A 25,552-nucleotide genomic window follows, 5' to 3' on the forward strand; every position below is an offset into this window, starting at 1 on the left:
TGCCTTAAGCAGGGTAAATGAACCAGGTCAACAATGTGAATTGAACTGAAAATATAAAAGTATTCAAGGAGAAATAAATGAGCAGCATAACTGAGAAAGTTCAACAGCTAAAGTCAACTCAACTGAAAACGGAAGTTGAAAAAGGAGCGATGAATTTTCCTGCTAGTTGGTATATCGCTATGCACTCTAAGGACTTGGGTAAAAAGCCAATGGCAATAGAGTTATTTGGTCAGTCCTTGGTCGCTTGGCGAGATCAAGATAATCATCCAGTGATTATGGACCCTTACTGCTCGCACAAGGGTGCAAGTCTGGCGATTGGTAAGGTAGTAGATGGTTGTATTCAATGTCCTTTTCATCACTGGCGCTATGACTCCTCTGGGAAATGTGTTTACATACCTGATGTAGAGCACATTCCCCCATTGGCTCGCCAGGCTACTTATATCACCGTCGAAAGATATGGTTATATCTGGGTGTGGTATGGTACTCAAACTCCCCTGTTCCCTTTACCTGAGTTTCCATCAGCTGAGGATGAGAGGGATAACTATATGCCTGTGCGTATAGTAACAAAAGTCAATACGCAGCTGCAGGAAGCGATGGAAAACACCTTTGATTATTGCCATTTAAGCAGACTACATAAAATGCAGTTTTCTGCTCCTCTTCAAATCACTTTGCTTCACGAGCAGCACTCAGTAGAACAGAGCGAACCACCTATTCAAAAAGATGCTTGGTTTGGATATATTTGTAAATTTCCGCTTTACAGGAGAAAGGCGATAATAGATGCATTCAGTCGAGCTTTAGGGCTTCGTGCTGAATTCTCGACAGCACGTGTAGATGTTTGGCCAAATGGATTTATACTCACAAATATTCTAGATGACAAGGTGATGTCTCAGGAGCTGGTTTGCTACACTCCAGTGGCTGAAGACAAGACAAATCTGTTGTCATTGGTAATGCATAAGAAAACTGGCAACTTTTTACTAGATAGATTTTATGATGCTCTTATTTATTGGCGATATAAAGCTGGTATAGCTGAGGATGTAGCAATTTGGAATACCATCAAGCCAAGTGCGGGCAAGGCTCATGTCAAGGACGACTGGTTAATCTTGAAGTACAGAAGTTTTTATCAAAGTTGGGTTGATAAGGTCGAGTAATGTGGTTCAAAAACTAGGGCTTGCACTATTCACTAAGCTAACACTACATCTGGGATAAACTTTGCAAATATGCTCAAGGCTGTTTCATTAGACTCTCGTAGCCCACCTGTCTAGGAAGAATTTTTAGGCTCAACGAATCAGAAATTTTCCCCAAAGACTAGCAATTTTAAGAGAGTTTTGCTTTTCTTGATTTCTTTTCCTCAAAGCAAACACAATTTAATGGAGAAACTATCAATGTCTACTCTACCCAAATCTACACAAGTGCTTGTTATTGGTGGTGGTCCGGCTGGATCTACTGCTGCAACTCTTCTAGCTCGTGAAGGTTTCGATGTGACTCTGGTAGAGAAAGCTGTAGGACCACGCTACCACATTGGTGAATCTCTCTTGCCCTCGTCTATGGAGGTCTTAGAACTCATAGGTGCAAAAGAGAAGGTGGATGCCTATGGTTTCCAGCGCAAGGACGGAGCGTACCTGGAGTGGGGATCTGAGACGTGGAGTTTCCAGTTTGCACAACTCAATGGCAAGCAAAAGCATAGCTATCAAGTTCGTCGCGCTGATTTTGATAAACTCCTTTTGGACCACGCTAGCAGCCAAGGAGTGAAAGTCTTCGAGGGAATCGAGGTGCGTGAGCTTTCCTTTAATGGAACTCGACCACAGAGTGCTATCTGGTCACAAACTTCTGGAGGCAATAGTTCTGGAGAGTTGTCTTTTGACTTCGTAATTGATGCATCAGGTCGTGCAGGTCTGATGGCGACACGCTACCTCAAAAACCGTCGGCAGAATAACATTTTCCAAAACGTAGCTGTTTGGGGATACTGGAAGGGTGCAAGCAAACTGACGAAGGGTCCAGAGGGTGCCATTGGTGTCGGCTCTATCCCAGAGGGCTGGTTATGGGCAATCCCACTACATGATGGCACGCTGAGTGTGGGTGTAGTGCTTCATAGAGAAGCTTATAAGGCGCAACGCTCTGCGAACTTGAAAGAATTTTACCTGAACGCCATTGCTGAGTGTCCATTGGTGGCGGAGCTTCTTACCCAAGCTGAATTGGTATCCTCAGTGGAGGCTGAGCAAGACTACTCTTACACTGCCGAAAGCTTCTGTGGACCTGGCTACTTCCTAGTAGGAGATGCTGCCTGTTTTCTAGATCCCCTGCTCTCGACTGGAGTACACCTTGCCAACTTTAGTGCAATGTTGGCATCGGCAAGTATAGCAAGTGTGCTACGTAACGAGGTCACAGAGGATCAAGCACTATCTTTTTACGAGAAGAGCTACCGACAAGCTTATCTGCGCTTCTTAATGATGGTATCATTCCTCTATGACCAAAAACGTGGTCAAAAAGCGTACTACCAGGAAGCCCAAGATCTAACTCATAACGATTATAAAGCCGATGCTGCTAACGCTGCGTTCGTGAATATAGTCTCGGGCATGGAGGATCTGACAGAAGTTCAAGACGGCATTGATAATCAGGTCACGGAAAAGATATCGCAACGAGTTGCGAAAAATTTGTCTATGGACGATGTTAGGGAAAACTACGACCCAGAAGCGCTTGATCCTCAGATCATGCAGGCAATGGAGGGAACGTTCTCGTTTTCAAAAGATTTGTCAGTTGAAGCCGCTATTGACGGTTTTTATGTTGTAACGCAACCACGGCTAGGGTTAGGTCGCGTTCAGCATAAAGCTGAAGAACTTTTGTCATCAGAGCTTGTTCATTCATAGGTGCTTAAGTAGCTAGGACTTACGCATCTAGTTCCTTAGGACTTACGCAGAATCTGTCACCAAACCCGGTTTCTTTGTTCGTATTTGGTTGCAAAACAGACGATTTTTGGTAGAAACCGGGTTTCTTTGCGTAAGTCCTGTTCCTAATATCCGCTACATGTGGAGGTGGGATTGCCCTGCCTCTGCAAGAGCATAAGCGGAAAAATGTATAAGTCCTGGTCATTTCAGACTATCGGGTGTGCCATTGGGAATAGACACTCTAACAAGTTTTTACTACATCTGCCGTGGAAAAATTCGGTAAAAAACGGAGTCAGCACGCCAGGTCTCTCAACGCGCTTAACCCGCGCACGAGACTGGCTCCTTTGTCTAGTTTCACTGTCGGCACCCACGAGTACTCGTTCTAATAAGGCTGACTCCGTTTTTTATGGATTCATGCGTCCCCGGACCGCAAACCCGGTTTCTAAAAGAAACCGGGTTTTTACGCATGCAAACTACCTTTAACCGAACCGTCATATTACTTTTATCCGATAACACTTTTAGGATAAAAATATAAAAACACATCATTAGGAGGAGTCACTCGCCATGACCATTATGATTGCCAAGTGGACGATTGACGAGTATCACCGCATGATTGCTGCTGGGATTTTGAGCGATCGCAAAGTTGAACTACTCAAAGGAGAAATTGTAGAAATGTCGCCGGAAGGGAAACCTCATGCTTATTCTAGTCATGAAGCGGGTGAATATCTAACCCAGTTGTTAGGCAACCGTGCCACATTACGTCAAGCCAAACCAATTACCCTACCCAACGACTCGGAACCTGAACCAGATATTGCCATTGTTCAACGCTTAGGGCGCGAGTATCGAGAGCATCACCCATATCCAGAAAATATCTTCTGGTTAATTGAGTATGCTAACTCTAGTTTAGAGAAAGATTTAGAGACAAAAAGCAAAATCTATGCAGAAGTCGGTATCCCAGAATATTGGGTTGTCAACCTCAAAAAGCTACACTTGGTGGTGTTTCGAGAACCTTTAGACGGAGAGTATGCGACAAAACTCACACTGACTGCGGGAACAATTCAACCGCTTGCGTTCCCAGATGTTTCTGTGTCGGTAGAGCAGATTATTAATAGTTGAGAACATCACTGAACAAGTAAAAAGTTAGAGGTCTATTTGCCCGGTAACCTCGCCCACCGCATTGTTTGCGGAAATTTTGCGGAATGGCGGTACAATAATAAGCTTTTTCCGTTATTTTTCTGTAACGAAATATACAAAATCCTATTTTTTTGACAAAATAAGGCTAGGCTAGTACTACAACGGCGCGGAAATCATCAGACCGTTAAAATACTGTAAATCAGAAAAATTCCAAGCAATTTACAGTCTTCTTTGATTATCCTAAGAGGAGAAAATTTTATGCTTTCATCATCTCTATCTCAGTTGGAGAAAGAGTCTCCAGCTTATATTTGCCCTTATGACCAAGCTTGTAGCTACTTAGAAGAAGCAGCAAAAGAACTAAAGCTAGACCAAAGTATATTAGAAGTTCTCAGTCATCCGCGTAAAGTCGTTACGGTTTCCATTCCTGTAAAACGGGATAACTCACAAGTGCAAGTTCTGGCTGGACATCGGGTACAGCACTGCGATATTTTAGGTCCTTATAAAGGTGGTACTCGTTACCACCCAGCGGTGACACTGCGAGAAGTTTCAGCTTTAGCAATGCTTATGACTTGGAAATGTGCTCTGTTGGGAATTCCCTACGGTGGTGCTAAGGGAGGTATTGCTATAGATCCAAAATTCTACAGCGTTGGTGAACTAGAACGGATCACTCGTCGTTATACTAGCGAATTGATTAAAGATATTGGTCCTGCAGTAGACATCCCAGCACCAGATATGGGAACTTCCGCTCGTGAAATGGCATGGATGATGGATACTTATTCAGTGAATGTCGGTCATGCTGTACCTGGGGTTGTAACAGGTAAACCGATTTCCATTGGTGGTTCACGAGGACGGGAAATGGCGACTGGGCGCGGTGTGATGTTTATTATCCGCGAGGCGCTAGCAGACAAAGGTCAATCATTAGCAGGAGCTAGAATAGCTATCCAAGGTTTTGGTAATGTTGGGAGTGCAGCAGCTTTATTACTACATGAAGCTGGAGCAAAAGTGATAGCTGTTTCGACTGGTTCTGGAGGAATCTTTTGTGAAGATGGTTTAGATATTCCAGCGTTAAAAGCTTATGTTGCAGAGAACCGCAAAGGTGTTGTTGGGTTCGAGCACACAACACCAATAAGCAACGCAGACTTACTAACTTTACCGTGCGATGTTTTAATTCCCGCAGCTTTGGAGAACCAGATAACTGAAGATAATGTGAATCAGATACAAGCCAAAATAGTTGCAGAAGCAGCTAATGGTCCAGTGACTCTCGTTGCAAATCAAGTACTTGAGTCAAAAGGTGTGACGGTGTTACCAGATATCTTGGCAAATGCTGGCGGTGTTGTCGTGAGTTATCTGGAGTGGGTACAAGGTCTTTCCTATGTATTTTGGGATGAAGAACGCGTCAATAAGGAATTAGAAAACTTGATGGTGCAAGCATACCGTCAAGTTATGCAACAATCTAAGATACGGCAAATTCCTCTGAGGTTAGCAGCTTACACGTTGGGTGTTGGTCGTGTGGCTCAAGCGCTAAGCGATCGCGGTCTTTATCCGTAACATTCTCCCCATTACTCGCGCTTCCCTTATAGGCGTTAGCTCCGGCCCCCTATGCCTAACGACATAGGGGGCGCACTCAAAGGACGCTGTCTACGTCCCGCTACGCTAACAAAATTCGCTCATTAATAATTCTTTTTTTGAATTTTGAATGAGCGAATGCGTGAATTCCTCCGCAGGAGGTCTCCCCATCTCCCCTAACGGCGAGATTCTACATTAGTTTGTCCTAACTCCTCGCGTAATTGTTCGGGGGGAAATCCTAGTTCAATGGCTTTATTGTATGAATCGCGTGCTTCTGTTTTTCTTGCCAAATTATCTAAAGCAAACCCTCGGTTAGCCCAAAGAAATGGGTCTTTTGGATTAAGTTCTTTTGCTCTTTCTAATGCAGTCAATGCCTCATTGTAGCGTTTTAAATCTAACAGTGCTAATCCTTTGTGCAGCCAAGCAGGATAAAAGTCATGTCTTCTTTCAATTGCTTTTTCAAATGATTTTAAGGCTTCTTCATGGTTTTGCAAGTATTGTGATAGTATAATTCCACGGTTATACCAAACTTGATAATCATCTGGGCGAACTTTGCTAGCTTCATTAAAAGCTTGAAGAGCTTCTGGACGGTTACCCATAACATTAAGTGCATTGCCTTTACCCATAAGAGCTTCATAGAAATCTTTATCAATTTCAAGTGCTTTTTGATAAGAATCGAGTGCGTCTTGAGGACGATTTAACTTTTGCAACATATTGCCTCGATCCGTCAAAGCAATAGGATCTTTCGGATTTCTTTTGATAGAATAATCATATGCTCCCACCGCTTCTTCAAAGTATGGTCTGGCTGCTTGTGGTCCTTGAAGCCGTTCTGTTGCCAAACCAATTTCATACCAAATACTTGGTATATCTGGTCTGATTTGCTTCACTTTATCGAAAGCCTCGGATGCTTTTTTGTACTGTCGTAAGCCAAGATAAGCTATTCCTTTACCACTCCAGCCATCAGCATCATCAGAGTTCAAATTAAGTACCTTTTCATGAGTTTCTAAGGCTTCTTGATATCTGTCTAATCTATATAAAACTTTACCTTTATTATTTAATGTTTTGGTGTCATCTGGTTTGATAATAAGCGCTTTATTATAAGATTCCAAGGCTCCCGGAAGACGTCCTAAGCTCAAAAGAGCATCTCCTCGTCCTTGCCAAGCTTCAGCAGAATTTGGTTTGATTGCGATCAGGTCTTGAAATGTGTCAAGAGCTTTTCCTGGTTCACGTACACTCAGAAAATTATTTCCTTGATAGAGGTAATACAGAGGGCGGAGAAACGGGTGAGCAAATTCTATGTAAATTAGAATAGCTCCTGTTACTCCTAAAACAACGAAAATGTACCAAAGTTTAAACATCTGAAATTCAGATGGTCTCGTTGTCATCTCAGATATGTGTGGCGAACTTATTTCAGTTTCCTCTGGAAAATCATTTAGATTGATAACGAGATCAAGTACTGTTATTTCATCTAGCTCTTTTAAAATATCGTCTACAGATTGATATCGATGGTCTGGGTTTGAATAAACCATTTTTGTTAAAATAGAAGCTAACAAATCATCGATATCAACATTGTTAGGCCATATTATCTTATCTCTTTCATCACGTTCTAAACTTCTTGGGTGTATTCCGGTCAACAGCTGAATTGCTGTCATCCCTAAACCATATATATCACTGTTATAAGCTGGTCTTCCTGCCAATTGTTCTTGTGGAGCATATCCAGGAGTGCCAATCATGGTTTGAGTATACAACTGTTGCTGCTGATATGAATGTCTAGGGTCTAATTGTTTGACTGCACCAAAATCAATTAAGACAAATTTTCTATCCTCCTTCCTCATCATGATGTTAGAAGGTTTGACATCACGATGAATAATATTTATTTGATGCAGATATTGCAAAATTTTTAGTATTTCTCGTAAAAAAAGAATGACTTTGTGCTTTGACCATTTTTTGTAAAGCAGATTCTGTAATGTTTTACCTTCTATATATTCTTGAACTAAGTAATAACTTTGATCTTGTTCAAAGTAATCAAAATATCTTGGTATTTGTTGGTTCTGTTGTAAATGAAAAAGAGCACTTGCCTCTCTTTTAAATAAGATTTTTGCTGTTTCAATGTCAGCATTTTGAGGGTCGAGTTTTTTGATGACACAAGGAGAATGGGATGTATGAGTATCTTCGGCAAGATAAGTTATACCAAAGCCTCCTCTAGCTAATTCTCTGACAATTTTATAGCGTCCACCCAGTAGTCTTTTTCCCCTTGTTGTCTTCATATTCATTGAATCTTGAGTTTTAGAGTAATGTTCTGTAACCAAACTAGGTAGACAGAATCAAAAGTATGTGCTAAGAAATAATAATCTTATGAGAATGATAATTTTTTTAATTTTGATTGATGTTTTTATAACTCCAGAATAGACACAACAACACTTAGACTCTCTTGTTCAAACAGTTATCACTTGTTGAATAACTATTGACTATTGACTGTTGACTGTTTTCATCTCTACAAACAAAGGAAATTTGAAAATTTCATTTTATACCTTATGGGTCATACAAAGATTCTCTCAAAGACTTAGTAAAATTTTATTATGACTTTAGCAGGAACAAACAAGATATGTGATAAATATTTGTTTAAATAATCAAAATTAATTTCTCAACTTCCGGTGCTAGATAGTAAAACTTTAGCAACGGAAACTTCGTTAGAGGAGCAAATAATATGAATCGAAGCGGACAGCTTGGGTTTGGGAATCTCAATGTAGCTGTTGCGTTGATAATAAATATGTCTTTGTTTTACCCTCATTATAAAGCTTTCGCCCAGAACTGGCTGAGTGAGGGTTTAATGAGTGAAATTGTACCTCCTAAATTTCCAAGTTTGACTCCTAGTCCTAGACAAACAATCTCACCTGCTATTCTATCTCAGGTTCCTAATCAGGTTCCTAATCAGGTTCCTAACCCGATTACTCCAGCACCACCGGTACCACCACCACAACCCCTACCGACTCCACAACCATCACCAGAACCTCCACTTGATGTGACTCCATCAACACCTCCTTCTGGAGAATCGCGTCCTGCTATTCCTGGAACTATTATCGTTAAAAAGTTTGAATTTGTAAGTAACACAAAAAAAGTATTTAGTAACAAAAAGTTAAGTGAACTGACTGCGCCATTTACCAATAAACCAATCACCTTCGCTGAACTATTGCGAGTAGAGACTTTGATCACTAAGCTTTACACTGATGCTGGATATGTCAATTCTGCTGCTGTAATTGCTGCTGACCAAACTTTTCCTCAGGAGGGAGCAGTCGTCAAAGTTCAGATTATTGAAGGTGGAATCGAAGAGATTAAAGTTAGAGGTACGCGACGCTTGAACCCAGACTACGTACGCAGTCGCATTAGACTCGGTACCTCTAGACCTTTGAACCGATTTCGCCTACTAGAAGCATTGCAACTGTTGCAACTCAACCCTTTGATTGAAAATCTTTCTGCTGAATTGTCTACGGGATCACGTCCAGAACTGAGTTTACTGGAAATCACAGTCACAGAAGCAGATTCATTTCAGACAGAATTGTTTGTGGATAATGGTCGTGCGCCCAGTGTTGGAAGTTTCCGGCGGGGTATTCGTCTGATCGAAGGGAATGTTTTTGGTTTAGGCGATCGCTTTGCTGCAACATACACAAATACCGATGGAAGTAACGCCCTTGACCTCAGCTATGCTTTACCTGTGAATCCCCGCAATGGTACTATCAACATCGCAGGCGGATTTACAGAAACCACCGTCATTGAACCGCCCTTTGACGAGGTTGATATTATAGGTGACTCTTTTTACATAGATGTCGGTTTTCGTCAGCCAGTCATTCAATCTTCGACTCAAGAATTAGCATTAGGTTTAAACTTTTCTCGACAGCAAAGTCAGACAACTCTTCTGGGAAGAGGTGATTTATTTCAGAATACAGGCGCGGACGAGAACGGGGAAACCCGTATATCTGCGATACGATTCTTTCAAGAATATACACAACGTAGCTCGCAACAAGTCTTAGCCTTTCGCTCTCAATTTAGTTTGGGGATCGGGGAGTTTGATGCCACTGTTAACGGTCGAACCCCTGATAGTCGGTTTTTCTCCTGGCGAGGACAAGGACAGTATGTGCGACTTTTAGCAAGGGACACCTTAATGGTACTTCGTTCGGACATACAGTTAACAACAAGACCATTAGTACCCCTAGAACAATTGAGCGTTGGAGGTATACAAAGTGTCCGGGGTTATAGACAAGATGAGTTTTTGGTCGATAATGGCCTTTTTGCTTCCGCAGAAGTGAGGTTGCCCATTTTGCGGGTAGAAGAAGTCAGAGGAGTTTTACACATCGTACCATTTATTGATTTTGGCGTTGGCTGGAATAATTCCAGCAAAGGTCGTAATAATCCAGATCTAGATCCCAATACTTTGATTGGTTTGGGTTTGGGTTTGCAATGGGAGATGGGCGATACATTAACAGCCCGCCTTGACTACGGTTTTCCTCTGACTAAGGTTGATTCGAGAGAGGATAGAACCTGGCAAGAGCAAGGTTTATATTTTTCAATCAATTACAGTCCGTTTTAGCCTGGCTGCGCCACCCCTCTGTGAGTTTGCTGCGCTACCGTGTCACACCGAAGCGCTCAAAACCTCACCCTCGCTTTTAGCTTCGCTAAAATCTTTCCCTCTGGTGAACTCGCACAGAGGGATGCCCGACAGGGCAGGGTGAGGTTTGGAGGAAATTTTGGGTAATTCGATGACTGCTTCCCAGTGATTATATTGAGGCAGAGCCTCAAGTTATGCATTCCCGCTCAGTGCCGGGGAACGAAAAAGTAAAAAATTCTTTACAATCAAACGTATCTCCTATGAAAAAGATATCGCTCTTTTTACTCACCTTACCTTTATGTACCATTTAGTGGCAGCCCTTTCAATGCGAACAAATGAACTAATTGCTGTACGGAGGCTCCTGCTTGTGAGAGTGGGAGGAATTAATGCAAGACTTGGTAAGGAAAAAACCATTATCAGGATCTGATTGTAGTGATACCATGTAATACTTGGAAAATGCCTTGGGAGATTAACGGTGTATTACATGGAGAAAAAGAAATCCCAGGGAGAGCGTGTATTACAACGCGATCGCCTGGAAGCTACTAGGACTTACGCATCATACATATGTACTATACGAAATCTAGGCTTTTGAGCCATATATAACACCCAACACAGTCAATATGCGACCAAATCAGGGTTGTATTCAGCGCCGGAAACGTTGATTTGGCATAATGCATATTATGGTTAATTTGTGAGCGTGCGTAAGTCCTAAAATAAATAACAAGATCACCCTAAAGCCGTGGAGTGGTAGTATTACCCTCGACTTATCTGTCGCAGTGTGATGACTACCACAACAAAAATGTTCAATTTACCGGCTCAACCACAGCTTTTAAACCGTTGTTATCCAGTATTTTGATGATGCTATCTGCGTTATTGCGAGTACTGAAGACACCGATTTGCATCACTCCTTTACCGCGCCAGACAGTGCGAAAAGCATTCGGGGCAAGGAACTTAATTAACTCTTGCTCTTTTTCATTTTGAACTTCAACTACGACACGGTAACGTAAATTCATTTGATTATTTCTTGCAGCCGATGGGGATAAACTGCCAATAGATGCTGTCGTTGAAGAACTTTGAGGTACTGCCACTTTGCGCATGTTACTAGTGTTGCCCAAGGGGATATTAGAATTGGGAACGGGCAAAAGAGCTGCATCACCGACGGGCGCAGCTTCTAATGTTGGTAATGAAGACTGTCGTTGACTCTGCACTCTTTGAACGGGTGCTGATGCAACGCCGGTTAACGAAGTTGTATTGAGTGGTGGTACTTGACGCCCAGATGGGGAGAGGGGAGAACGTGCTGTCATCTGTTGTAAATTCACTGCGTCACGGCTTTGTTGTATTTGCGTATCAGCAGTGTTACTTGCTGTTTGGGGTGCTGTGAATTCTACAACATTAGGAGAAACACGCACGTCGTTTGCTTGTCGTGATACATTAGATGTATTTGCTAGTGGTTGAATCCCCGTTACTGGGGTCAGTTGACGAGTTGGAAGTATTCTCCCAGAAGATTGTCCGCTAGACCTTCTTAAGCTATTTGGAATTGGCAAGCCGGGATTTTGAGGGTAAGACCGTTTTCGATCGGTTGCAGTTGCAGCAAGGGGTGAATTGGCAGGCACTAATGGCTGCAATTGATTGTTCAATTGTCCAGAAGCGTTGCTGGAAGATACGGGGAGAGGGAAACGGGGTGATGCACTCAGGTTTGCTGGAGTGTTATCACGCGCCTGGGTTCCCGAATTCTCTGTTCCTGCATTTGCAACTGCTGTTGTTCCAGAGAAGTCTACCTGCCCACTAATGCGGTTGCGCTCAAGTGTGTTGCCAAAAGCAGGAAAGATTTGCTTGGCGGTGCTAGCATTGATATCGTAACGAGCGTTGTTGCGAAATTCATTACCGCCTGGTTCAGAGGCGATGCCTAAATTGGGGATGGCTTGAGAAATGGCTACTAATCCATCTTCTTTACTGCCTTGAATGAGATTTTTCCGTAGTATTGGGCGAGCATTGGCTTGTACAATAATACCGCTTCTGTTGTCTTGAATAGAATTGCCAAGGACAATTGGCTGGGCATTTTGGGTAATATTAATGCCAAAGCCTGTTTGTTGAAAAATGTTTTCCCGAATTTCAGGTTGGGAATTGCCAGAGATGGTAATTCCATTCGCTCCATTTTGGTAAAATACATTGTCGCGAATTATGGCTGTACTGTTTCCCGTGACGGCAATTCCATCTTGGGTACTACCAGTAAAGGTATTTTCTACAATGACTGGATTACTGTATTCAATCCATAAACCGTAACCACGAGGGTTAGGATTAGTCAGTGTTACACCAGTTACCTTTGCTTGGTTTGCGCCCACAATAGTGACGTTTTTTCCGCCAAAGGTGCGACTGAGGTACGTATCTCCTCCTTTGATGACAATACCACGACCTTTACTGCGAGAGTCGCCTTGAAGAGAAATATTTGGTTTGAGGATCAAAGGAAAGTTCTCTCCAGTTTCAGCACTGTAAGTGCCACTTGAGAGCATAATGACTGTATTGGGACCAGCAATTTGTAGCGCTTGGGTGATGGTTTTAAGAGGAGTCCCTTCACTACCATTGCCTGACTTGTTATCTCCCAGACTTGGGTTGACAAAAAGGACGTTAACCTGAGACATTGTTTTGACGCCCGGCTGTCTTCCATCTGTTGTTCTGGGTATTTGAGCACTGACAACATCAAGGCATGCACCAAGTATTGCCATGTATGCCACTCCCATGCTAATGGTGAAACACAAAATTAAGAAACGAAACACTGATAGTACACCTACACTGAGGAAAACATATGGTTTGTGAGCTTTGGCAACTCGCTTTGCTGGTACGTCATTTACGGTATAAGATTTAGAAAAAACGTGGGGGTGAATCACTTTTACAGCACTCCTTCAACCAAAAAAACTTTTTATACTCTTATAGACGTCGTAAATCAGCCGATATGGTTATTTATATATTGACCTGCTCGCTCTTTTTGATACAAATTTAAGTTAGTTAAGAATCAATAGAGATGCGAAGCACATTGCCAATATGCAAAGAGGCTGACTGTTACGATGAAAGCACTAATGGGGTTGTTGTAATGGTCGAGCCATACAGCCAAACAGAGCAAATACAGCAAGTTGTTTACCGCATTTTAGATGCAAATTTAGATCGCGCTCGTGAGGGTTTGCGAATCATTGAGGAATGGTGTCGCTTTGGGTTGAACAACGCTCAATTAGCTGCGGAATGCAAAAAAGAGCGACAAGAAATAGCTCGTTGGCATACCGCTCAACTGCGGGCGGCGCGAAATACACCTGGTGATCCTGGGACTGATATAACTCATCCTCAAGAAGAGCAACGTACGGGCATCAAATCTTTGTTGCAAGCTAACTTCTGCCGAGTGCAAGAAGCCCTGCGGGTACTGGAAGAATACAGCAAGCTTTACAACCCAAATATGGGAAAAGCTTTTAAACAGATGCGCTATCGTATTTATACCTTAGAAAGTCATTTGATCGGACATCATCGACAGCAACTGTTGTTGCGATCGCGTCTGTATCTTGTCACCTCCCCTGGTGATCGGTTGGTGGAAACTGTCGAAGCTGCCCTCAAAGGAGGGTTAACGCTGGTACAGTATCGCGACAAAACAGCCGATGATACTGTGCGCTTAGAACAGGCTAGAAAACTGCGGCAACTCTGCCACGACTACGGTGCTATTTTTATTGTCAATGATCGCTTAGATTTAGCTCTAGCGGTAGATGCTGATGGAGTACATTTAGGACAACAAGATTTGCCGATTGCGATCGCCCGAGAATTACTTGGTCCTCACCGTCTGATAGGTCGTTCTACCACGAAAGCCGCAGAAATGCAAGCAGCAATTGCTGAAGGTGCAGATTATGTTGGTGTGGGACCAGTTTACGAAACTCCTACGAAAGAGGGGAAAGCACCAGCTGGCTTAGAGTATGTCAGTTATGCAGCTAAACATTGTTCAATACCTTGGTTTGCCATTGGGGGAATAGATCCAAATAATATTAATGAGGTGATCAACGCGGGAGCAAACCGTGTCGCTGTGGTGCGTAGTCTCATGCAAGCCGAACAACCTACCCTAGTGACACAATTTTTTCTCTCACAGCTTATCAGTCGCATAAAACCAGAACTGGGTATGTCTTATGTCTAATAAGATTACACTTGTTGTGAATGGGGAAACTCGTAGCTGCCTACACCAAACACCTTTACCCGACTTACTCGGGCAACTGGGTTTTAATCCTCGCTTGGTAGCGCTAGAGTATAACGGCGAAATTTTACACCGTCAGTTTTGGTCAGACACAAAAGTACAGCAAGGCGATCGCCTGGAAATAGTTACCATAGTTGGTGGTGGTTAAGTAAACAAACATGAGTAGCCAGACTCAGGAACGTAAATAGAACGGTGTAAAGTTTTGCTTTGAGCTAATTGTTTTCCTCTACGACCAAGTTGTTCGCGCAGCTTTTGGTCTTGACACAAACGCTTGAAAGCATGAAAAACTTCATTGCCGGAATTGGGATTCACTAGTATGCCATTTTCCTCGTGGTGAACTGTATCTGTTATACTTCCCAAACCAGAAGCAATCACAGGTTTCCCAAAGTAACCTGCTTCTAAACAAACAATACCAAAACCCCCAACTCTGGGGGTCTTATTATCTTCCTGAGTCAGCATTGCAAGTATGTCGGATGCTGCATAGTATGAGGTTAACTCCCGGTCAGGTACATATCCAGCAAAATGGACTCGCCCCTGCACTCGTAAACGACTGGCTAAATTTCTAAGTGCAGACTCATAAGGACCTTGACCACAAAGTATATAGTGAACATCCATCCCAAAAGTCAGTAGGAGTGTTAAATTCTCAATCACCCGATCAAAACCTTTACGCTTGAGTAGCCGTCCTACCGAGAGAATGACAACTGCTGTTTCTGGAATCCTGTATCCATTCCGCACCCGAACACGTAAATCATTCAAATCGTCTTGATAAGGTGAAACACCAAATTTTTCTACTCTGACAGCAGGATTAATAATATAGGTTGGTGTCGCAACATGAAAATGGCTAGTCAGGTAATTTTGAGTATAGGAACTGTTACAAACAATTCCTTGAGCTCGTTTTAACGTCAATTCAAAAAGAGAATGCAGTATGGGGTTACGTAACGGCTCAAGAATATCCTTTCCGTGTACGTAGATAAAAAAGCGAATCGGTAAGAGGTAACTTAATAACAAAAGAGAAAGAAAATGATAGCCATGACCCCACTCAATGTAGCGATAGTGATAACGAAAATAGAGTTTAATGGCTAGTACAAATGACCAAATAGAGTTGAGACAAGCTTGCAGCAGACTTCCCAGAAAATGACTACGCCAGTTTTGATAAATAGGCCACCGGTATACTGGAAACTTTTGTGCTTTGTCAAATGACTTATCTCCCGAACAACTAGCTGTCAAAACAATCACCCGTTCGGGATCTTGCAAGCAACGATGATAAATATACTCTTCAATTCCACCTTCTTTTGGTTGGAAACTACGAGATATGACGAGGATGTCTCGATATGACGTAGTTTTGTCTTGGATAATTGTTCTTATGCGTGAAATGTTTTCCATCAGATATTTGATTAGTAAAAGTCAACACAGCATAAACAATCTACATGTTTTGTTGTCACCTTTGTGATTCACTAATTAAAATAAAATGAATCAACATCAGAGAACTTTGTTCCAGTGATTTTGATTTTTAAAATGAAATTCTATTTATATTAAAGACTAAATCAAGAGCCATTTGTCTTGAAAAAAGTTTTGCTCATCAATAATGATATGTCAACTATTTTAGTTGATAAAACTGGTTGTGTTGATGACATATAAAATATTTATAATTTCGCTGCCAAAGCATTTTAAGATGTTTTTTGAATCTATCTACTGTCAGTAGAATATCTGAATATGAGTCCAAATGTTCTGCCAAAATGCCAAAAAGCTATTTTTTTTAATTATCCTTTTTCAAAAGTGGAAAATTAACTTTTATCTCAAAAATAAATTATTTGGTTAAAAAAAATACAGAAAATTAGAGATTTTTTTCTAAGATGTAAAATCACCATGAAAAAACTATTAAAAATTGCTTTGCAAAAATAAAAGCTAAGTAAAATAGAAGCTTGTGCAAACACCAGTTTTGTCATAACCCAGAAGAACTGGCGAAGGTAAATGTTGAATTGAAAAGTTTTAATAACTTTTGAGGTACGGTTATCTACTCCAGAAATCCGCCCAAAGCGTGCTACCCGTCAAATACAACAGACGGTAAATTGGAATGGTAGTCTGTTACTAGAGAACTTACGTAACGACTTTGTGAGGTTACAGGCTGGCGTCATTGATTAAGCACAAGACTCCTACCAGCATGGGGAAAGTAAAGATAACCAATACTGTTTTCAAGCAACTGTGTTATGGGTAAAAAACTACAACAAGCTATCAAACCCCTTTTTAAATCCCTATTCCTCCTATGCCTTGTTTTTGCATTGGCATTTGGTCACACTGATGGAGCGCTAGCCGCCAGTGGGGGTAGAATCGGAGGTGGTTCTTTCAGAATGCCTTCAAGCCGCCCTTACTCATCCCCTCGTACCTACGCACCTGGTGGTGGTTATGGTGGGGGTTACGCTCCCTACCCTGGTGGTGGTTTCGGTTTTCCGTTCCTAATTCCTTTCTGGGGTATTGGAGGAGGATTTGGCGGTTTATTTAGCATTTTAATTTTTATTGCGATCGCCAACTTCTTAGTGCAAAGCTTCCGTCGTGTTGCTTCTGGCGACAGTGAACAAGTGGGCTACAACAGCAACCCTTCTGTTTCCGTAACTCGTTTACAAGTAGGCTTGTTAGCAAGCGCCCGTGGTTTGCAAACCGAACTAAACCGCATTGCTGAAACTGCTGATACAAACTCGCCACAAGGTAGAGCAGAAGTTCTGCAAGAAGCTAGCCTAGCTTTGCTCCGCCATCCAGAATACTGGGTTTACGCAGGTGGTGGTACACAACAAGCGCGTTTAAACGCAGCTGAATCTCAATTCAACCGTTTATCATTGGCAGAACGCAGCAAATTCACAGAAGAAACTCTTTCCAATGTGAACAACCAGCTCAAAGGATCTACTCCCAAAGATACTTTACCAGCAGCAGCAGGTGAGCTGGATAACCCAACTCGTCTTATCAGTGAAGGACCTGGAGAATACCTTATTGTAACTTTACTAGCTGCAACCTTGGGTAAATTCCAGCTAGGCGACATCAACAGCGCTGACGACTTGCGTCAAGCTCTACGTCAATTTGGTAGTATGCCTGGAGACCAACTGCTTGCGATCGAAGTTCTTTGGACTCCACAAGCTGAAGGTGATACTCTAACTTCTGATGATGTATTGGCAGAGTATCCAGATTTGAAGCTGGTTTAAAGATGTTGCACAGTAAAAAGATAATCTTTGTGGGGTGGGCAAGATGCTTACCCTACTTTTTCATTTGTTGATATTTTTCCACTTCTTCGCTTCAGTAAAACGTTCCATATGTTTGACATTTGTAGTGGCGATGACGATGTATCGACCGGGATATTCTTCTTTAAGAAGTTTCCATTGAGCAGCTCTGACCCATATGCTTTAAAAATGGCATTAAAGAATTTTTGATCTCTTTTAATTTTTTCACTGTCATAGATACTTCCTTTTAGATAACACTTTAAACAGACCAACTCGTCACCACTCGAAACCCACATATCCTTAATCCGCCATCCGGTTCATTCCAGCTACGACTCGCGCTACGACAAAGCGCAGAACTAAAACTCCAAGAACCACCGCGAAGCACGCGACGATTTTCATCGCCACCAACTTCCCAAACTGAACCATCTGTGGGTGCGCCTTCGTAATTTTTGTGCCAAGGATCAGCACACCATTCCCAAACTAACCCATGCATATCATACAAGCCAAAGGCATTCGCCACTTGAAAACTACCTACAGGTGTTGTTTCTTTTCGGTGTTTGGCTTTTTGTTCCCAAGTGTGAGTTTTACTTTCACTACAATTTGCTAATTCAGTGGTGATTGTTTCGCCAAAATGGAACGGTGTTGAGGTTGTGGCGCGACAAGCATATTCCCATTCGGCTTCACTAGGTAAACGATACTGTCGTCCAGTTTTTACAAACAGCCTTGCACAGAATTCTACAGCTTCGTGCCAAGAAACATTTTCAACTGGTCGATTTGCACCTTTAAATTTTGAGGGATAAGGATTCAAAGATTGTTTGACTTTGGGTAAAGCTGCGACTGCTTTCCATTGTGCTTGAGTGACGGGATATTTACCCATAAAAAAAGGTTTGATATTCACCTCATGTTGTGGATGTTCGTCCGCATCCCCATCATTATCTTTAGAACCCATCATAAAAGTACCGCCAGAAATTCCTACCATTTCCAACGTGACTTGGTTCCCCAAGTTTTCTGCATAAAATTTTGCACTTCTACACTCACGGCTGATTTCATGGCCTTGTGCATCTACTGTCACCACGTCAAATTTAAAAGTCTGTAAGGAATCAGATTCTGAAAAAGTTTTTAGTTCAGAAATTGACGTTGTAACTTTTTGTTGTTGAGGTGGTAATTGAGGTTGAGAAATCGCTTCAAGTGTTTGCGCGAAAAATATTTTTGCATTCAAATCTACCAAAACTTCTGTTGCTGATTGATACCTATCTTTTGCCAAATGTTTCAGCAATTTATCCAGAATTTCTCCCAGGTCGTTATCAATAGTAATTCCTTTTTTCTGTAAATGCTCTCGCCATAACCATTTACCATTCATGGGATCATAAAGAGTATCTTGAATCTGTCCACCATGAGGGTTTTGTATGGGTAAACATTGAGTGAGAAGACGCGCACAAGTCACTCCTAAAGCGTATAAATCACTTGCTTGACAGGCAAATCCAGCCATTTGCTCGCTTGGTGCATAACCGATTGTATATAATACTGTCGCTTGTCTTGATAAACTGGTTTGCGTCACCTGTTTCGCACCACCAAAGTCAATTAAAACGAGTTTGTTATCACTTTCGCGGCGGATGATGTTTTCTGGTTTAATATCCCGATGAATAACATTACGTTCATGAATGAATTGGATAACAGGCAATAAATCTGCTAGAAGTTCTCGAATTTTCTCCTCACTAAAAGGTTGTTGTTGAAGTTCTTGTAACAGAGTCTGTCCTTGGATAAATTCTTGCACCAGATAGAGACTAGAACCTTGTTCAAAGTAAGCAAGCAATCTGGGAATTTGCCAGTGATTTTCTCCCAGTTCATAAAGTCGCTTCGCCTCTTCCTTAAACAATTCTGCTGCTTTTGTACGTTCTGAAGTCCCTTGGACTTGTGGAAAGAATTGTTTGATCACGCATGGAGTATCTAGTCTATCAACGTCTTGGGCTGCATATGTTCTGCTAAACCCGCCTTCGCCCAACAATCTCAAGACATGGTAGCGATTCCTGAGGAGGTTGCCAAAGTTGCTTTGTCCACAACTCGTGCAAAATCTATTGCTGTTAAGGTTGAAGGGATTGGAGCAATTGGGATTTTGACAAATTCGCATAGTGAGCCATGTATCGCATCTTGTCCAAAGTTGGCTCTAACTTAAGCTATTTAAATACAGATATATATATTTACATACATATTTCTGCCTGTCTGCCCACACCCACCACACGAAAGTAGACAGATGAAAGTGTTTTGTGTATGTGGTTATGTGTGGTAGAAGTTTCTAAGTTAGAAGTTTCTAAATAGAAATATATATGAGCGCACGGATTCCCATTCTATAAATAACAATATGATGAAGCTGCTAATATTGTCAAGTGCTTTGGAAAGGTGAAGTCGTAAGAGGTGGGGAGACCTCCTGCGGAGGAATTCAAAATTCAAAATGTGCTGCGCACCGCTGCGCTAACAAAATTCAAAAAAAGAATTCTTAATGAGCGAATTTTGAATTTGTTAGCGTAGCGTGCCGTAGGCAGCGCAGCGAGTGGGGAGGTGGGGAGAATAATTATTGATTCCTGAGTTTGATTTCTGACTCCTGAGTTCTGATTAATGACTATTTGTTCTCTGTCCGGAAGCGCGAATTAGCTCAGCTATAAAAGCTACAATTGCAGAAACTAAAATCAGGATAACACTCAGAGCATTGATATCAGGTTTAACTCCTGTCCTGATGCGACTAAAAATTTCCATTGGTAGGGTGTTGGAACCACTACCAGCAGTAAAACTGGCAATCAAAAAGTCGTCTAAACTGAGGACAAAAGCCAGTAAACAACCAGCAACAATACCGGGCATTAACTGAGGTAATAAAACTTTGAGAAAAGCTTGTACTGGTGTTGCTCCTAAATCTAGTGCTGCTTCTTCTAAGTGGGAATCTAAGCTAGTCAGTTGAGAAGATACAACAAGACAAATATAGGCAAGACAAAATACGACATGAGCTGCAACAATTGTCCAGATGCTCAGGGGAATAGCAAATGCTGCTAGAAAAACTAGGGTAGCTACGGCGATCGCAATATCAGGAATAATCAATGGTAAGTAAGAAATACCGCGATACAAGGTCTTACCTAAAAACTGATAACGCGCCAATCCTACAGCCATCAATGTTCCCAGTATTGCAGAAATTCCCACTGAACAAAAAGCTACAATCAAACTGTTTTGTAAAGCTGATAAAATACGCTCATCGCTAAACAACTTGCCATACCATTCCAAGGTCAACCCTTGCCAACCTGCACTGTAGGATGACTGATTGAAACTATAAAGGGTAAGTACCAGGATAGGTAGGTACATAAAAACAAACATGAGCATTGAGAAAACTGCTTGCCATGTCAAGACGCGCAGCTTGTTACCAGATGGATTGATCTTCATGTTTTGTTTTTTTCATCATCGCGCCATACTAACACTTTTAAGACTTTTAGTCAATCAAATAGTCTCTTGTTTTTAGGCTTTGCATTTGATTGAAGAAAGGTAGAGGGCTGCGGAAACTGAACGGATGAAGAATTTTACGGAAACGCGCACAGAACGTATAAGATGAGCTGACGACTGAGACAAGTACACTTGATTTTTACTAACCTATTTAGTTACAGCATATTGCAAGTAAATGAAGTACAACGCTGTTATCTAAAAGCCTGAAAGCTTTTTTACTTCTGACTAGATCTCTGGAGTAGGCAGTGGGAACTCTCAGGGACTGCTGCTGTATGTTGTACTTCTTTTCCTACTTTTCTAACTTCTGAGAGTAGAAAAATTGGATATAAATCCTACTTTTTTCACCTAGTATAATTCGCATTTTTTCTGATATAAAATAGATACTTGAGAGTTCAAATGGGGATATAAGCAGTGAAGCCGCAATCTAGAAAGTTTCTGAGTGCGGCTTTTTATTTTTTTAAATAATTTTAAAAATAGATTTCATCTGGTTTCCCCTCTGCAACCCAAGCGCTTTCCTGGCTTCCCTCGACAGATAAATTTCTTCACCAAGCTGTGTTAAGGTCAGTGTAGGATGGCAATCCCAAAAGGAGCGCGATTGCTACCGCTAAGGGTACGCCTAATGCAGTCCCCTGTGTCGGAAAACCTGACAACATGCCCGCTGTCTCACCGCTACGCGTCTATACTCCGCAGCTTAGCTACTGTGCTGCAAAGCAGATTGCCACACTTAAAAATGAAGAAGCGACATAAGGGCGATAGCTCACGTATTGTTCCAGATTTGCACCACGTCCACGCACCAACTTCACTGGATCAACATTCAAAAGTAGTGTTGCAGTGCATTGTTGCTCATTTGCTTCTGGATAAAAGACGTGTACTTGTCCAAAAGAAAGAGCATTCACAATAGAGATTCACTATTGGGAGAATAATCATGACTACCGCTTGAGAGCTAGTGATTACGGAAAAGATTTACTTAATGCTGCCATAGCGTTCATATATTGATATTTATTGCCAAATTCTTTTTAAAAGAAGAATATTTTGGCTGGCTTAATATTTATGATAATCTAGATAATTTTCCTGTTTCTCTTTCTAGAAATTGTATATAGAATTAAAATACTCTAGATCATTAGGGAGCATCTTGTGAACATCGAAACTGATCGCGGTAGTGGTAGGTTTTTCCTACAAGATTTCAGTTAATCTTGAACCTACCCACCAAATTTTTTGTTAAGACTGGAATTGAGGAGTGGAATGTGTAGTTGTAATGAGGATTGTAGTACTTTCTCTACACCCGTACGGGCGCAAGCTATTGCACCTCAACCCTACACTTTATGTCTTTAAAAGACCTTATATCTTGCACTCTTGTCAAAAAGCGCGGGTTTCTTGAGAATGAAGACAGTTAAAAACCTTAATTTTTCGTTCATAAACCCGGTTTTTTAGGTCTTGTTGAGAATGCTGCAAGATGTCAGAAGACTTAATTTTTTCTTTTGCTGCGTAAATCTTGTTCATCTAATACCAAGTTGCATTCTAAGGTGTCATTCTGACGGAGGGAAGAATCTCGCGAGATATAAACCCTACCTAACTACCAATTAGGTGAGAGTTATTGTTTAGACTGATAAAAGTTCTTCTAGAACACCGATTTACTAATCTCAAAAACCCGGTTTCTGTTACCGAGAAAACCAAAATTTCCTTGGTTCAACTAGAAGAAACCGGGTTTTTTAGTCACAATTATGAATACTGAATTAGCGTTCTAGAAATTCAGCACTCAGGCGGAGTCACGCCTATGCTCTTGGAGCGCGGAGCGGGACGCAGCGGAGCCGGAGCCCTTCGGGTTCACAGTCGCCTGCGGAGGGAAACCCTCCCGCAGCGCTGCTTCACCGCTCCGCCTCCGGTCCATTCTGGCTCCTGAATTCTTACCATTTTGAATGAGCGAATGTTAGCGTAGCGTGCCGTAGGCAGCGAATTGCCTAACATGGACGCCTGTCAGGGTTTGAATAAATCATCTGCGAAATTTTGGGCGGTTCATCACCAATGTGAAAGGCGCGGACTCGTTCTTCAATCACTTTATCTGTATTTGTTACCCGCGCAAATTGCCTTTTGTGTTCTGCCCAAGATTCTACAAGCGCTGTTTCGACAAAGCGACCAGGATCAGACAAATCTTGATACAAACCCCATTGAATCGCACCATCGCGCCGACGAATTCGACAAAGTGCTTGCATCACCTTGGTAAATTCTTCGGTGTTTGCTGGGTCAATGCGATACTCTAGGGTAATTAAGACAGGACCATCATTTGGGCAAGGTTCAAAAGCGATGGGTGGTTGATCCCAGTGTAGAGACGCTCGCAAGTCCAATTTTTCCGCACAGCGAAGACGATAACGCACTGTCAGCAGAACACACACTATTAATCCCACAGCAGCGCTAGCAAGGGCAATTGAGAGACTTGTATATTGAGCTAAGGTACCCCACAAAAGACTACCCAGCACCATATTTCCTTGGAAGACAAGTAATTGTACAGATAAAGCTCTAGCACGTACCCAGGTTGGGACTGCTGTTTGTGCTGTGACATTGAGACTAACCATAACGCTGAGAGACGAAATTCCTACTAGCAGCATGACTGCCCACACCAGTGGTACGATGCGGAAAAATGCTAGCGCCAGCATCATCACGCCCATCAGTAAGGATGACATCGCTACCAGTTTGTCAACTGAAAACTGCTGTCGTGCTTTGGGTAGAATGAACGCTCCTATTAAGCCACCAATACCCCAAAAGCCAAGAACGACACCGTACCCAAACGCATCCAGCCCCAACTCTTTACGCCCCAACAATGGTAACAAGGCAAACAAAGCACTGGCAAAAAAAATGTAGGCTATTGTTCTAATAAGCACAGACTGAAAAACTGGAGCATAACGGATGTAACGTATCCCTGCTTGCATTGCTCCCACAACGCGTTCTGTGGGTAAGGCACTTTTTTCATACGTGCGTCGCCAGCGAGAAATCACAAATATCACGCTCACAAATGAAGCAGCGTTCAGCAGGAAAACAACACCCGTTCCAGCTGTTGCAATAACGATCCCTGCTATAGCTGGACCAATTGAGCGAGATAAATTAACAACAATACCACTGAGAGTGACAGCTTGCGGCAGTTCTTCTCTGGGTACTAATTCAGGTGTTATGGCTTGCCAAACCGGCATATTCATGGAACTACCAATACTCAAAGCAAAGGTGAGTGCTAAGAGTATCCACGGAGTTGTTATGTTATTTATTGTCAAAAATCCTAATAAAGCAGCGACAGCTAACATCCAACTCTGTGTCCACAGCAGCATTTTGCGGCGATCTACAACGTCGGCGATCGCCCCGGCAGGTACAGCTAGCAAAAAAAACGGCAAGCTTGACGCCGCCTGCATCAGCGCTACTAACAATGGTGAATTAGGTGCAAGAGTTGTCATCAACCATGCTGCGCCTACATCATGCATCCAAGTCCCTATGCTTGACACCGCTGATGCTACCCACAAGGCACGAAACACTGGCTGACGCAGGGGAGTCCACATGGAAAGAGCAACTGCTGATGGTGATGTCATATTAGAAGTATTAACTGGGTAAAGTACCGACCACTAAAAATGCACAATTTTGTCTAGAAGGATGAGTTCTGGGATTAGAAAAGCGAAGTTTTTGCGTAAGAACCTCAATTGTAGAAGCTTGTTTAATAGACAGTTCACATGTCTACCTGCTGCTAAACAAAAAAGTTGTTAAATTTTGTAAGATACGTAATCCCCTAAGAGAACCAGAAACTAGGCGAGTTGCAGCAATTGGTTGTCTAAGAAGTCCCATTGCTAAAGGAAATGCCCGCAAAGAACCATCAGAGTGAAATGCATTGGTAAGGTTAGGAATATTGTGATGTGCATCGTCGCTGATGACTCGCAGCATTGCTACAGCAATTCCCAACCGACTCAAAAGTTCTAATGCGACATATCCCTCCATATCTACAACGTCAGCAGCATATGCTTGACCTAATTGCAGTTTTTCACTTGCAGAATAAATTAGGCGATCGCTTGTCAAGCCAATCCCAGTGAAAACTCTGTCTTGTAATTTCTCTTGCAGTCTCTTTGATAACTCGCAATCGCAAAAAAGCTCAGTAGTATTTTTCTTCTCTTCTGCACCAGGATAAATGCAACTTTGATACAGTACAGCCTTTCCAACGCTGTATTTGGGCGACAAACTTCCACATAACCCCATCAACAAAACTCTAGGTTGCTGATGTTGCGAAAGATGTCCAGCTTGTAACCATTGTTCTAAAAACTTGGTGAATGCTGATGGTCCCATAGGAATGGGAAAAACAGGCGGTGTGGAAATTGTAAGGCGGTTTAATCCTTTGCAAACAGATTTATACTCTGGTCCTTGAGCAACCAGAATGGCATCAACAAGCATTGTTAGCGCTCAATCATGACTAACTTTCATTGTATTGTCGAGCAAG

General features: G+C 42.1%; 15 protein-coding genes and 1 pseudogene. 8 read left to right on the plus strand and 8 right to left on the minus strand.

The features are described from left to right. Window positions 1-77: 77 nt before the first annotated feature. The 4 genes from DP117_RS16525 (at window position 78) to DP117_RS16540 (ending at window position 5,564) form a co-directional block, all read left to right on the plus strand. On the plus strand, window positions 78-1,148 hold the full coding sequence (locus tag DP117_RS16525; protein ID WP_169219383.1) for an aromatic ring-hydroxylating dioxygenase subunit alpha: 1,071 nt from the start codon (window positions 78-80) through the stop codon (window positions 1,146-1,148). 234 nt (window positions 1,149-1,382) lie between these two features. Then, entirely contained in the window at window positions 1,383-2,864 is a 1,482-nt protein-coding gene (locus DP117_RS16530; protein WP_169219384.1) for an NAD(P)/FAD-dependent oxidoreductase, read from the plus strand. Window positions 2,865-3,446: 582 nt separating this feature from the next. Next, window positions 3,447-3,998 (plus strand): Uma2 family endonuclease, encoded by a 552-nt coding sequence (locus DP117_RS16535; protein WP_169219385.1) that lies wholly within the window; start codon window positions 3,447-3,449, stop codon window positions 3,996-3,998. A 276-nt stretch (window positions 3,999-4,274) separates the two neighbouring features. Next, complete coding sequence (locus DP117_RS16540; RefSeq protein ID WP_169219386.1) at window positions 4,275-5,564, plus strand: Glu/Leu/Phe/Val dehydrogenase; 1,290 nt, start codon at window positions 4,275-4,277, stop codon at window positions 5,562-5,564. A gap of 194 nt (window positions 5,565-5,758) precedes the next feature. On the opposite strand, the gene DP117_RS16545 is transcribed toward DP117_RS16540, so the two are convergent. Next, a complete protein-coding gene (locus DP117_RS16545) occupies window positions 5,759-7,891 on the minus strand; it encodes a serine/threonine-protein kinase (protein WP_248277687.1) in 2,133 nt (710 codons plus the stop codon). Window positions 7,892-8,289: 398 nt separating this feature from the next. On the opposite strand from DP117_RS16545, the gene DP117_RS16550 reads away from it, so the two are divergent. Then, window positions 8,290-10,167, plus strand: coding sequence for a ShlB/FhaC/HecB family hemolysin secretion/activation protein (locus DP117_RS16550; RefSeq protein WP_169219387.1), 1,878 nt, complete (start codon window positions 8,290-8,292; stop codon window positions 10,165-10,167). A gap of 821 nt (window positions 10,168-10,988) precedes the next feature. Here DP117_RS16550 and DP117_RS16555 read toward each other — a convergent pair. Continuing rightward, window positions 10,989-13,070 carry a DUF1565 domain-containing protein gene (locus DP117_RS16555; RefSeq protein WP_339381276.1) on the minus strand — a complete coding sequence of 694 codons (2,082 nt, stop codon included), beginning with the start codon at window positions 13,068-13,070 and terminating at the stop codon, window positions 10,989-10,991. 134 nt (window positions 13,071-13,204) lie between these two features. Here DP117_RS16555 and DP117_RS16560 point away from each other — a divergent pair, with 134 nt between their 5' ends. Together DP117_RS16560 and thiS are read left to right on the plus strand one after the other, a co-directional pair. Then, window positions 13,205-14,347, plus strand: a complete 1,143-nt coding sequence (locus DP117_RS16560; protein ID WP_169219388.1) for a thiamine phosphate synthase — start codon at window positions 13,205-13,207, stop codon at window positions 14,345-14,347. Beyond that, window positions 14,340-14,552 (plus strand): sulfur carrier protein ThiS, encoded by a 213-nt coding sequence (gene thiS / locus DP117_RS16565; RefSeq protein WP_169219389.1) that lies wholly within the window; start codon window positions 14,340-14,342, stop codon window positions 14,550-14,552. Before DP117_RS16560 ends, thiS begins: the two co-directional genes overlap by 8 nt. Here thiS and DP117_RS16570 read toward each other — a convergent pair. After that, a complete protein-coding gene (locus tag DP117_RS16570) occupies window positions 14,549-15,787 on the minus strand; it encodes a glycosyltransferase family 4 protein (RefSeq protein ID WP_169219390.1) in 1,239 nt (412 codons plus the stop codon). The genes thiS and DP117_RS16570 overlap by 4 nt on opposite strands. An 824-nt stretch (window positions 15,788-16,611) precedes the next feature. On the opposite strand from DP117_RS16570, the gene DP117_RS16575 reads away from it, so the two are divergent. Then, window positions 16,612-17,595, plus strand: coding sequence for a DUF1517 domain-containing protein (locus DP117_RS16575; RefSeq protein ID WP_169219391.1), 984 nt, complete (start codon window positions 16,612-16,614; stop codon window positions 17,593-17,595). Between the two features lie 274 nt (window positions 17,596-17,869). Here the strand turns inward: DP117_RS16575 and DP117_RS16580 are convergent, their stop codons facing one another. From DP117_RS16580 to DP117_RS16600, 5 genes and pseudogenes are all read right to left on the minus strand, one after another. Continuing rightward, the gene (locus tag DP117_RS16580) at window positions 17,870-19,738 is read right to left on the minus strand and encodes a bifunctional serine/threonine-protein kinase/formylglycine-generating enzyme family protein (RefSeq protein WP_169219392.1); all 1,869 of its coding nucleotides are present in this window, start codon (window positions 19,736-19,738) and stop codon (window positions 17,870-17,872) included. 482 nt (window positions 19,739-20,220) lie between these two features. Continuing rightward, window positions 20,221-21,033: an ABC transporter permease gene (locus DP117_RS16585; RefSeq protein WP_169219393.1), complete on the minus strand. Its 813-nt coding sequence runs from the start codon at window positions 21,031-21,033 to the stop codon at window positions 20,221-20,223. A gap of 770 nt (window positions 21,034-21,803) precedes the next feature. After that, window positions 21,804-21,980: pseudogene (locus tag DP117_RS16590) on the minus strand (3' terminal RNA ribose 2'-O-methyltransferase Hen1); the annotation flags it as partial. A gap of 1,068 nt (window positions 21,981-23,048) precedes the next feature. Continuing rightward, window positions 23,049-24,659, minus strand: a complete 1,611-nt coding sequence (locus DP117_RS16595) for an MFS transporter (protein WP_248277688.1) — start codon at window positions 24,657-24,659, stop codon at window positions 23,049-23,051. 142 nt (window positions 24,660-24,801) lie between these two features. After that, entirely contained in the window at window positions 24,802-25,506 is a 705-nt protein-coding gene (locus DP117_RS16600; RefSeq protein ID WP_169219394.1) for a phosphorylase, read from the minus strand. Window positions 25,507-25,552: the final 46 nt, after the last annotated feature.

Source organism: Brasilonema sp. UFV-L1 (assembly GCF_012912105.1).
Taxonomy (GTDB): domain Bacteria; phylum Cyanobacteriota; class Cyanobacteriia; order Cyanobacteriales; family Nostocaceae; genus Brasilonema.